The sequence below is a fragment of the Avibacterium sp. 21-594 genome (genome assembly GCF_026226815.1).
In the GTDB taxonomy this organism is placed as follows: domain Bacteria; phylum Pseudomonadota; class Gammaproteobacteria; order Enterobacterales; family Pasteurellaceae; genus Avibacterium; species Avibacterium avium.
The window spans coordinates 1,121,474-1,132,863 of sequence record NZ_JAKKOC010000001.1; the positions used below are offsets into that span (position 1 = coordinate 1,121,474).

An 11,390-nucleotide genomic window follows, 5' to 3' on the forward strand; every position below is an offset into this window, starting at 1 on the left:
CCACCCCAAATACCGAAAAGCAAAATATGGCAAACCAAAGCACTGAACAGCAAGGTACCGAAAATCAGGCGGAACACTCCCCTGCCGTGAAGAAAAAACGTCCATTATGGAAAAAGCTGCTGTGCATAAGTGCGGTGATTTTTTTGCCGATTTTTGCCTTGCTCGCCACCCTTGCCACCAATCAAGGTCAGCGCGGTTTGATTCAGCTGGTGGATAAGCTAATGGATAGCCTTTCTATTGAGCAGGTGGAAGGCGGTTTGCAAAATGGGCTAACCTTGCATAATGTCAAATTTCAATCAGAGGGCGTGGATACGCAAATTCAGCAAGCCCATTTGCAACTGGATTTGTCTTGCTTGCTGAAAGCCAAAGTTTGCCTGCAAGATCTCAGCATTCAACAGCCACAAATTCATATTGACACGACAAAGCTGCCGCCGTCCGAAGAAAAGGACAAAGATCCTAGCCCAATGAAGAAAATTCATCTGCCTGTGGCGGTGCAAGCGGATAATGTACAAGTGCAGGATTTAGCTTTAACTATCGATCAAACGCAGATTAATTTAGCCCATTTTTCCACCGCACTTAGCCTAAACAATGACAGCGGTTTTACCCTTGCGCCAACGCAGATTAATGATTTGTTAGTACAAACTTACAGCTCTCCAGAAGAAGAAAAAACCGCACAAAAAACGGAAAGCAAAGCCACTCAACCAACAGAGCAAGTCATTGATTGGCAACAGTTAGAACAAAAACTTACCCCAGCCCTGCTCGGCAATTTAAATAAAATCGAGCTGCCTTTTGATCTCCATATTACCGATATTCAAGGCAAAAATTGGCAATATCAACAGCATTTCGACAGTGCAAATAAGGTGCAAGATAATGCACAAAATAAGGCCGCGAAAAGTGAAACAACGCCTGCCCCTGCACAGCAAATTGAGGTGTCCTCTTTGCAAATCAACGCTGATGCCAAAGGCAATCAAGTGCAACTGCACAACCTGAATATCGCCAGTTCAGTGGGAACGCTAGCAGGGCAAGGCACAATGCAACTGGACGAAGATTTCCCCCTTGATTTTCAGCTTAACAGCCAACTGAAAGGCTATGCGCCATTGAATATCCCACAGGGCGATCTCAACCTACAACTTTCAGGCAAACTACGTGGGCAAACGCAGCTTCATTTGCAAAGCAAAGGGGATATTAATGCGGAGCTGGTGGGTAATGTGGCGCTTAACCAAGAAAAAACGCCCTTTGATCTCAAGCTAACCAGTAAAAGTTTGCAATATCCTTTTGATAAAAAAGAAAAAGATCCGCTGAAAGTACAAAATTTAACGCTCAATCTGACTGGCGATTTGCTGGCTTACCAAGCGCAACTGAATGCCGATGTTTCTGGAATGAGTACACCAAAAACGCAAATTACCAGCCAAATTAACGGCAAACTTTGGCAGGCCAACATTGCACAATTTGCGCTTAACACCTTACAAGGCAAGGCGAATTTAAGCGGTGAAGTAAACTGGCAAAAAGGCGTGCAATGGCAAAGTGCGGTGGATTTTTCACAATTAAATATCACTCAATATTTGCCTTCAATGCCTGCGGTGCTGTCTGGTCATTTCAGCTCGCAAGGGCAAGTTGATGGGCAAAATTGGACAATTAACGTCCCCGATTTAGATATTGACGGCACGCTTTCTCGCCAGCCCTTAAGCCTAAAAGGTCAGCTCAGCGCAGACAACAACAAATGGTTGCAAGTGCCAAATCTGTTGCTCAATTACGGTGAAAACCGCATTGCAATGCAAGGGGAAATCAGCCAGCAATCCGATTTATCCCTTGATATTCACGCACCGAATTTGCGTGGTTTGCTGCCTGAACTTTCCGCCACCCTGTTTGGCTATGCAAAATTGAAAGGGGACATTCACGAGCCAAATTTAAACGTGGATTTAACAGGTAACAATATTCGCTTCCAACAATTACAGCTGAATAAATTCGCCATTAAAGGGGATATTCGTTCGCACCAAGTGATTAGCGGTGATTTAAACGCCAATGTAACGGGCTTGAAATATGCCGATGTGGCAATTAACCAAGCCACCCTTGCATTATCGGGTGATGAAAAAAATCACCAGTTACAACTGCAATCACAGGGTAAACCTGTGGCGGCCAATTTAAAAATTGCAGGAAATTTCGACCGCTCTTCGCAAATCTGGCAAGGGCAAATTAGCGGTGTGGATATTCAATCCCCTGTTGGAAAATGGCAAACAAATCAAGGCGTTGCAGTAACTTATAATCAAAACAAAATCGAAGCCGCCATTTCCTCGCATTGTTGGTTAAACAGCGATATTGAGCTATGTTTCCCTAAAAATTTCACCGCAGGGAAAAACGGCGAAGTGCCATTCCAAGTGCGTAAATTGGATTTAGCCTTAATCAACAAATTATTGGATAAAGAACAGAACCAAACGCAAATCAAAGGGCAATTACAAAGTCAGGGAACGGTGGCTTGGTTTAGTGATAAGCCGCTGAAACTCAATGTGCAAGTGGCAGGAAATCATTTATCGGTGGCGCAGAAAATTGATTATCGCACCTTCAACCTTGCTATTCCGAAAGTGGACATTAAAGCCCAAATGGAAAACAACAATCTGAATTTGGATTCCTCTATTGATTTAGTAGAAAATGGCCGAATTACCACCGCACTTAAATTGCAAGATTTGGCGAAATCTCGCACCTTAGGGGGCAACATTAGCATTCAGCGCTTAAATCTCAATTTAGCCAAACAACTGCTTTCAAGTGGCGAAAAAATCAATGGCGAAATTGCTGCCAACCTCACCTTAGGCGGCAATCTCAATGCACCGCTTATTCACGGTAATTTTGATGTCAATCGCTTAAGCGCCACAATGAAATCCCTGCCGTTCACCATTAAAGACGGCAATTTATCTATGCGTTTTGCCGGCAATCGTTCCACCTTGCAAGGCTATGTGCAAAGCCCTGAAAGCCGTTTAGATATTACGGGCGAAGCAGATTGGAAAGATGTAGAACACTGGAACACGCGCGTGCAAGCCAAAGCAGATCGCTTTAATGTGAATATTCCGTCAATGGCAAAATTAAAAATTAGCCCAAATGTGGAACTCACAGCCAATCCAAAACTGCTTGATATTTCTGGTACGGTAGATATTCCTTGGGCAAGAATTGCCATTGAAGAATTGCCAGACAGCGCCGTTGCCGTAAGCGGTGATGAAGTGATTTTAGACGGCCCAGACAAAACTAAAGTGGGGTTAAAAAACGGTGAAATTAAAGCGCGTACGAAAAGCGGTATGGAAATTCGTTCCGATCTGAAAATTAATATCGGTGATGATGTTACCCTCAACGCTTACGGCTTAAACACTAGCTTAAACGGCTTGCTTTCAGTCAAACAAGATAAAGGAAAACTGGGTTTATTTGGGCAAATTTACTTGAAAAATGGGCGCTATGCCGCTTATGGACAAGACTTGCTAATTCGCAAAGGGCAGATCAGTTTTTCTGGCTTGCCATCTCAACCAATGCTGAATATTGAAGCCATTCGCAACCCAACGGCAATGGAAAACAGCAATATTACTGCTGGGGTGAAAGTAATCGGCATTGCCACAGCCCCACAAGTTACGGTGTTCTCCGATCCTGCAAGCTCGCAAGATGAAGCCCTTTCCTACTTGCTAACAGGGCGTTCACTGGAAAATAGCGGTGAGGCAGGCTCAGGCGGTTCAATCGGGGCGGCACTGCTTGGAATGGGCTTAGCGAAAAGTGGTAAATTAGTCGGCGGTATTGGCGAAGCCTTTGGCGTGCAAGATCTCAGTCTAGGCACGCAAGGGGTGGGCGACAGTTCCAAAGTTACGGTGAGCGGCAATATTACACCACGCTTGCAGCTCAAATACGGCGTAGGCTTATTTGACGGCTTAGCCGAATTTACGGTACGCTACAAATTATTACCACAACTTTATTTACAATCGGTTTCGGGCGTAAATCAGGCCTTTGACCTACTTTATCACTTTGATTTTTAGGGCAATTTTATGAATAACGAAAACCTTCTAGCCAAAGCCTCTGATTATTTACATCAGCGTGGCGAAGCGCGTGAAATCGCCGCCATTGATTTGGGCTCAAACAGCTTTCATATGATCATCGCCCGCATTATCAATGGCTCAATCCAAGTGCTTTCACGCCTAAAGCAGAAAGTGCAGCTGGCTGAAGGCTTAGATGAGAACAACCAGCTAAGCCAAGAAGCCATTCAGCGCGGAGTAAATTGTTTAGCGCTTTTTGCGGAACGGCTACAAGGATTTCCTGCCGAAAATGTCAATGTGGTCGGAACATTTACCCTGCGCACCGCGGTAAACAATGAAGCATTTTTACGCCAAGCGGAACAGGTTTTCCCTTACCCGATTAACATTATCAGCGGACAAATGGAAGCCAAAACCATTTACGCTGGCGTTTCTCACACTCAGCCTGAAACAGGACGAAAATTTGTGGTGGACATTGGTGGCGGTTCAACAGAAATGATCATCGGTGATGATTTTCATCCGCTCATTGCAGAAAGCCGTCATATGGGCTGCGTGAGTTTTGCCAAAAAATTCTTCCCGCAAGGTGAAATTTCCGCCGAAAATTTTCAGCGTGCGGAACAAAGTGCGGTGAATAAAATTGAAGATTTAGCCTTTGAATACCGTAAATTAGGCTGGCAATCAGTGCTGGGTTCATCTGGCACGATAAAAACCGTCTATCAAGTGATTGCGGCAAATCTTGATCCCAATGGCATTATCACCACCGCCCGCTTAGCGCAGCTCAGTGAAAAAGTGCTACAAGTCAGTCATTTTGACGATCTGCATTTGGAGGGTTTAAACGAAGATCGCGCCGATGTTTTCGTACCAGGGCTGGCTATTCTCAGCGCAGTATTTGAGGTGTTCGGCATTGAACAAATGCGTTATTCAGACGGTGCCTTGCGTGAAGGGGTGATGTACAGCCTAGAAAAAAACTTCCAAGTGAGCAATATCCGCCAACGCACCGCCCTTGCCCTTGCCGAACAATTTAACCTTGATATGGCACAATCTGAACGAGTCTATCAAAGCGCTCAACGCCTTGCTGCGCAATACAGTGCTTGGCAAAACAGCCAACTACAAGATGAAATGGTGGACATTCTCCTTTGGGCAGCACGGCTGCACGAAGTGGGCATTGTGATCAATCATAAAGGCTTGCAAAAGCACTCCGCCTACATTCTGCAAAATATGGAGCTACCAGGCTTTGATAAAGAGCAACAACGCCTACTCACCACCTTGGTACGTTACCAAATCAACAATATTAAACAGGCTGATTTTGCAAAATTTTCTCGTTATGCCGAGCAAGATATTCTCGCCCTTGTGCGTTTGTTGCGCTTAGCCATTTTGCTAAATAAATCGCGCCAAGCCACCGTATGGAGTGAAAAAATTTCCCTAAAAATCGACCGCACTTTAGCGCAATGGACAATCCAATTTGAGCCAAGTTATTTAGCCCATAACCCCTTAGTGCGAAATGATCTCATCGCAGAAAACAAATTATTAAAAGAATTAGATTTAGGGCTAAACTTTTCATAAATAAGGAAAAATAATGACAAGGATTAATGTTGTCCCGCCACAAGAACTTTGTGATCAACACCTACTCGCCGAACATCGCGAACTCACTCGCATTCCCAACGCGGTTGCCAAAGGAAAATACAATCTTGCTGGGCAACCTGCGGATTACAAATTAGGCGAAGGACACGTCCGATTCTTTTTCAACAAACTGCAATTTCTCAAAAACCGCTACGATCTCCTACACCAAGAATGCAAAGCGCGCGGCTTTAAGGTGCAATATTTCTGGCCAGAAGATTTACCGCAAGATCCAAGCCTATGGCAAGATTACCAGCCCACAGAAAACGCCTTAACACTCAACCGCGAACGCATTCAATTAAGAATGCCTAAAGTGGCGAGATTTACGCTGGCAAATAAATTGTAATTTAGCTTATTTTGCCTAAAAACCACACTCCAAACGGAGTTTGCAAAAATAATCATAAAGATCAAAACAAAGATCATAATATTTATAAATTTTTGCCTAACCCCTTGTTTTTTTTTTTTTTTTTTTAAACTGAGAAAGTTTCAGCAAAATTTGCATAAGAAACCCAATTTTCACCCTAATTTCTTTTATCTTATGGAGAAAAATTATGCGTTCCTTTATCAAAATGTCTAGTCTTTCATTATTCGTTTCTCTTACTCTTGCCGCTTGCGGCAGCTCTGGCAGCGGTTCTGGTGCTTCAAACCAAAATGAAACCGCCACCAATAACCCACAAATTGTGCAAAATGAAAATGCACTACAAACTCAGTTAGAGAAGTTGAAACAGCAACAGACAAGAACCCAAAAAAACCTTGAAGATGAGCGTCAAAAATTAGCTAAAAAAGAGAAAGAATTACAAGATCTCAAATCAAATAATCAAATCGATCAAGAAAAATTATCTTCCCTACAAAAAGATCTCGAACAAAACAAAGCCCGCGTTTCCAGCCTAGAAAAAACCTTATCAGAACAACAAACTGAAGCCGCTCAAGCTCGCCGTAATTTAGAAGCTCAACTTGCCGCAGCCAATAGTGCTTTAAAGGAAAAAAGCAAAGCACTGGAAGATCTGCAAAATAACCAGAATGCCGATCAAGCAGCACTACAAAAAGCGCAAACAGAATTAAAAGCAAGCCAAAGCGAAGTAGCAAAACTCAATCAACAACTTGGTGAATTGAAACAATTATATCCACAAGCAGAATTTGCAATGGGTAGTCGGGTAAGAAATCGTCCAAAAAACGACCGCTCTTTGATTGAAAACTTTTCGGGATTATTGCCTGAAGGAGTAACCGAAGAACAAACCGTGCGCAACCTGCTATTTACTCCAAAATCAGTGGGAAAACAACAACTTGTACACCATCATATTCAACAGCAAATAGATGGACGCTATGTTGATATGGACTATACATTCTATCATTATCAAGAGGGTGATGCCTATTTAGCCGAAATTTGGGGACGAGGTAAAATTGATGGGCAAGAAGCTTACCCTTCGATTGTTGCCTATGGTGGTAAAGCAACCCCAACCGAAAAATTCGATGCATTCAAACAGTCTCAAATAGTGAAAGAGTACGATGTCAAAATGGCACCGGGAACTGAGCGTTGGTGGGATAGCTACGACACAACATTTACAGCAGATTTTGGCAACGAAAAAATTTCAGGTATTGCGAAAAAAATCGATCTCAACAATGACTTTACTGCTAATGAAGACATTACTTTCCCTGAACAGCCTATTTTCGTAGAAGATGGGGCTATCCGTTTTGGAAGCAATGAAGTATTCGTTCATGTTAATTTTAAAGATAGATCTGACGATATGAAATACGAAGGCTTATTTATCGGCGAAAATGCTGAAAAAATTGTAGGGCGAGTAGGGGGAAGTAGCCTAATTGGTAAGGAAAAAGAATAACCTTATTTTATCAATAACCACTGTAAGGCGTGTATTAACTGCACGCCAATTATTTTAATACTCTATGATTATACGATTTTCAATACCAGTTTTTACCTTATTTTTGTTATTTATTAGCAACACACTGTTTGCCGCACAAGAATTATCACAACCCTTGCCAATCAGCAATATTGCTCAACCTGAACAACCACCACAACAAATGCAAAATACGCCAACGGAAAACGGAAATTGGCAACAGGTTGATTTCTCTACTAATATACAAAATCAACTGAATCTCGCATTGCGTAAACGTAACGCAGCAGAAATCGCCTATTGGCTCAAACACTATCAAGCAAACACGCCACAGCAACAATTTCTGCGCGATTATGCTCAGGGCGTATTAGCACAGCTCAATGGGGATTATACACAGGCAGTTACTTACTATCGCCAATTATTAGCTCAATCACCAGATCTAAACCCGATCCGCCTTGAGCTTGCACGCTCACTGTTTGCCTTAAAACAAGACGATAATGCGCGCACTCAATTTGAAAAATTACTTTCCGCAGCGGATTTACCTTCCCCATTACAACGAGAAATCGGTGCTTATCTCAATACCTTGCAACAACGCAATCAATGGGAAATTCAATTGAGTGGATATTATGTACGTGATACAAATGTGAATAACGCCAATGATACAAAACAAATTGAAGGTATCGCTCAGCTATATAAAAAAGATGATTGGTTACCACAAACTGCGCACGGCATTGCTTACAGCCTACAAGTAAGACGGGATTTCAACCTTTGGCAAGCCTATTATCTACATTTAAACGCGGAATTATTTGGCAAAACCTATTGGAATAATCACGATTATGATGATCTCTACATCCGTACTTATGTAGGAATAAAACACAAAAGCCAACGCCAAACTTGGGCGCTTTTGCCTTTTTACGAACGGCGTTTTTACGGCAATCATCGCTATCAAGAAGGTACAGGATTACGCTTAGAATATCAACGTTGGCTATCGCCAAATTGGCAAATCAGCTCAGCATTGGAATACTCTCGCACGCATTATGATGAAATTACGAGCCTAAATGGGAATAATCGTTTGTGGTCAAACACCCTAATTTGGCTTACTAGCCCACGACAATTTTTTATTTTTGGGGTTGATTATCAACAAGAACGCACGCAAGTAAAACGCTACCAAAACCATACACAAACCTTGCGCTTAGGCTGGGGACGAGAATGGCAGCTGGGCATTTCAAGCCGAATTCAATTTAGCATAGCCAAACGACATTATAAAGACAAAGCAAAAATTGCGATTTTCTCACTAGGTAAAATTCGCCAAGATCACATTTATCGTGCGGAGATTTTACTATGGAAACGTGATTGGCACTGGCTTGGCATCACCCCTAAATTACAATTCCAATGGAGAAAACAGCGCAGCAACTTACCATCACTTTATAATTATCAGAACAGAAGTATTAATGTGATTTTTGAGAAAAGCTTCTAAAGAGGAATATAGAAAAGCAAAGTGCGGTGAAAAATTTGTGATTTTTCCACCGCACTTTTCTTTTTTCTGACTAAAAAATTACTTCTGCCCCAATTTCAATTCCGCGTTTTCAGGCAAATGAATATTCATTTGTGGGAAGGGAATTTCAATGCCGGCTTCATCAAAAGCTAGCTTCACTTTTTCCGTGACATCAAAATGCACTGCCCAATAGTCCGCGGTGTTTACCCAAGGGCGAACCACAAGTTGCACGCTATTTGCCGCTAATGCACCTACCGCAATAGTGGGCTCTGGATCTTTTAGGATGCGCGGATCGCTCGATAAAATACCAGCAACAATCGCTTTCGCTTGTTCAATATTTGCCTTGTAATCAATATCAAAAATGAAATCAATACGCCGGGTGGCGTTGCTGGAATAGTTGGTAATGCTGTCGCCAAACACTTTACCGTTAGGAATTAAGATAGTTTTGTTGTCGCCCGTGCGTAATTCCAAGAAAAGCAAGCCAATTTGTTCCACTTTTCCCACAATACCACCTGATTCCACCACATCATCTTTACGAAATGGTTTGAAAATTAAAATCATCACACCTGCGGCAAAATTTTGTAAGGAATTTTGTAATGCCAAACCAATCGCTAAGCCAGCGGCCCCAATTAGCGCCACTAAAGAAGAGGTATTAATGCCTAATTGAGAAAGTACGGCGATAATCACCATTAATAAAAACAAGAAATAACTAATTGATTTTACAAAACTTTGCAGCATTTCATCTTTGGTGGAATGATAAACACCTTTGGATAATAAACGACTAAATAAACGTGCAATGCGTTTTCCGATAAGATAGATTGCAAGGGCGAGCAAAATTTTTGTGCCGTAAGAGATCACATATTCATTGAGAAAATTATCCATTCCGATGGAATGAATTTTATCAATTAAAGCTGATGTTTCTGCTTCAAGATTGATGGTATTTTCTGTTGCTGGTGGGGTTTCTGTACTCATAAAGAATCCTTTTACTAAAAATCAGGGAAAAATAGACCGCTCTTTTATCAAACTACAAGGTAAAAGTGGGAAAATGAGAAAATAAAAGAAATCTGCACCATTAATTTGATTAATGATGCAGATAACATAAAGAGAATTAGGCGTTCAAGATTTTTTGAATTTCCGCCATACTTAAATGATATTCGTGCGGGCAGCTGCGCCACGCTTCGAGCATTTTGATGTATTTATCCCACATTGGGGTTTGTGAATCGCAGCCGTATTCGCATTGCATAAATTCTGGATATTTGCCCTCTGTGGTGGTGATAAAACGCAAATAGTTGAGATATTTTTTCTCGCGCACCGCACAATAACCGGCAAATTGTAAACGGTGTGGCGTAACAGCAGATTTGTCGCCGAGATTATTATAAGAAACGTGCAAGGCGTGGTACATTTCCAGCGTGTCGCGTACAGTTTGGCATTCTTGTTCTGAAAGGTTAGAGAACTCTTTGTCTAACTCTTTTAATTCTAAGCCAAATCCGCCTTTCACAATGGTTTCCAAACGGGCATATTTTGCCGCGTTGTTTGGATCTAACAAGCCCATTAATTTGTATTGATTGGCTAAAATTAAGCGTTGTGTTGAGGTCATTTCCATAGTGTGATTTCCTATAATTAATCAATTTCTTTTAGTTCATCTTGTGAAAGGGCTTCGCCTTTGCTTTCCACATTACCGTCTTTAACGTGATATTCCAAATTTTGGAAATAGGCTTCGCGGAAAGTGACATAAGGATCTTGCGCTTGGTCTAGCAAGGCATCTTTGTCTAACATTTTGGCACGCGCATCAATGCCCTGCACGCCCCATTTTAATAAGCCCCAAGGGCCTAATAAAGAAAGCATTGGATAAGTGGTATCCACTAAGTTACCCAAATCTTGGCGTGGGGTGGCTGGCCCGTACATTGGCAACATCACATAAGTGCCCGTTTCTACGCCGTAAGCACCTAGGGTATCACCGAAGCGGCGTTTTTCTTCCACGCGTAATGGTGGGCTGGCGCTCGCCCAGTCAATCAAGCCGCCTAAGCCGAAAATACTGTTAATCCAGAAGCGATTAAAATGCACCATTGCTTTTTTAAATTCACCTTGCAATAGGCGATTGACGAAACTGGCTGGTTCATCAAGGTTATTAGCAACATTGATGATCCCTGTTTTAACTGGCTGCGGCACATAGTCTTTCCAGCCTTTAGCAACAGGTTTAAGAATATAAGGATCGGCAACTTTGTAGTTGAAATCCCACATTGCACGGTTAAATCCTTCAAGGGGATCTTTGCGCTCACCAGTTTGCGGATCAATGGTCGCACAGCCTGTAAGCATTGCAGAACCCAGCACCAGGCTGGCAAGTAATACAGATTTTTTCATAAATAAGCCTTGTTACTTAAAATAAGGTACATTGTAAACAACTTGGTGAAAATCTACAAAATAAATCAG

The 11,390-nt window shown here is 42.1% G+C and carries 8 protein-coding genes; 5 read left to right on the top strand and 3 right to left on the bottom strand.

What is annotated here, in order from left to right:
• The first annotated feature begins 26 nt into the window (after positions 1–26).
• The 5 genes from tamB to L5B76_RS05270 all read left to right on the top strand — a co-directional run bounded on the left by tamB (position 27) and on the right by L5B76_RS05270 (position 8,942).
• Positions 27–4,004, top strand: coding sequence for an autotransporter assembly complex protein TamB (gene tamB, locus L5B76_RS05250; RefSeq protein WP_265755525.1), 3,978 nt, complete (start codon positions 27–29; stop codon positions 4,002–4,004).
• Between the two features lie 9 nt (positions 4,005–4,013).
• Complete coding sequence (gene ppx / locus L5B76_RS05255; RefSeq protein WP_265754542.1) at positions 4,014–5,561, top strand: exopolyphosphatase; 1,548 nt, start codon at positions 4,014–4,016, stop codon at positions 5,559–5,561.
• Positions 5,562–5,574: 13 nt separating this feature from the next.
• Positions 5,575–5,961 (top strand): pyrimidine dimer DNA glycosylase/endonuclease V, encoded by a 387-nt coding sequence (locus L5B76_RS05260; RefSeq protein WP_265754543.1) that lies wholly within the window; start codon positions 5,575–5,577, stop codon positions 5,959–5,961.
• 205 nt (positions 5,962–6,166) lie between these two features.
• Positions 6,167–7,453 carry a hypothetical protein gene (locus tag L5B76_RS05265; protein WP_265754545.1) on the top strand — a complete coding sequence of 429 codons (1,287 nt, stop codon included), beginning with the start codon at positions 6,167–6,169 and terminating at the stop codon, positions 7,451–7,453.
• Between the two features lie 103 nt (positions 7,454–7,556).
• Positions 7,557–8,942 carry a porin family protein gene (locus tag L5B76_RS05270; protein ID WP_265754546.1) on the top strand — a complete coding sequence of 462 codons (1,386 nt, stop codon included), beginning with the start codon at positions 7,557–7,559 and terminating at the stop codon, positions 8,940–8,942.
• A 78-nt stretch (positions 8,943–9,020) separates the two neighbouring features.
• Here L5B76_RS05270 and L5B76_RS05275 read toward each other — a convergent pair whose 3' ends face one another.
• From L5B76_RS05275 to L5B76_RS05285, 3 genes are all read right to left on the bottom strand, one after another.
• Positions 9,021–9,932: a mechanosensitive ion channel family protein gene (locus L5B76_RS05275; RefSeq protein ID WP_265754547.1), complete on the bottom strand. Its 912-nt coding sequence runs from the start codon at positions 9,930–9,932 to the stop codon at positions 9,021–9,023.
• A gap of 136 nt (positions 9,933–10,068) precedes the next feature.
• Positions 10,069–10,563 carry a YfbU family protein gene (locus tag L5B76_RS05280; RefSeq protein WP_265754548.1) on the bottom strand — a complete coding sequence of 165 codons (495 nt, stop codon included), beginning with the start codon at positions 10,561–10,563 and terminating at the stop codon, positions 10,069–10,071.
• Between the two features lie 17 nt (positions 10,564–10,580).
• A complete protein-coding gene (locus L5B76_RS05285) occupies positions 10,581–11,321 on the bottom strand; it encodes a VacJ family lipoprotein (protein WP_265754549.1) in 741 nt (246 codons plus the stop codon).
• Positions 11,322–11,390 lie beyond the last annotated feature (69 nt).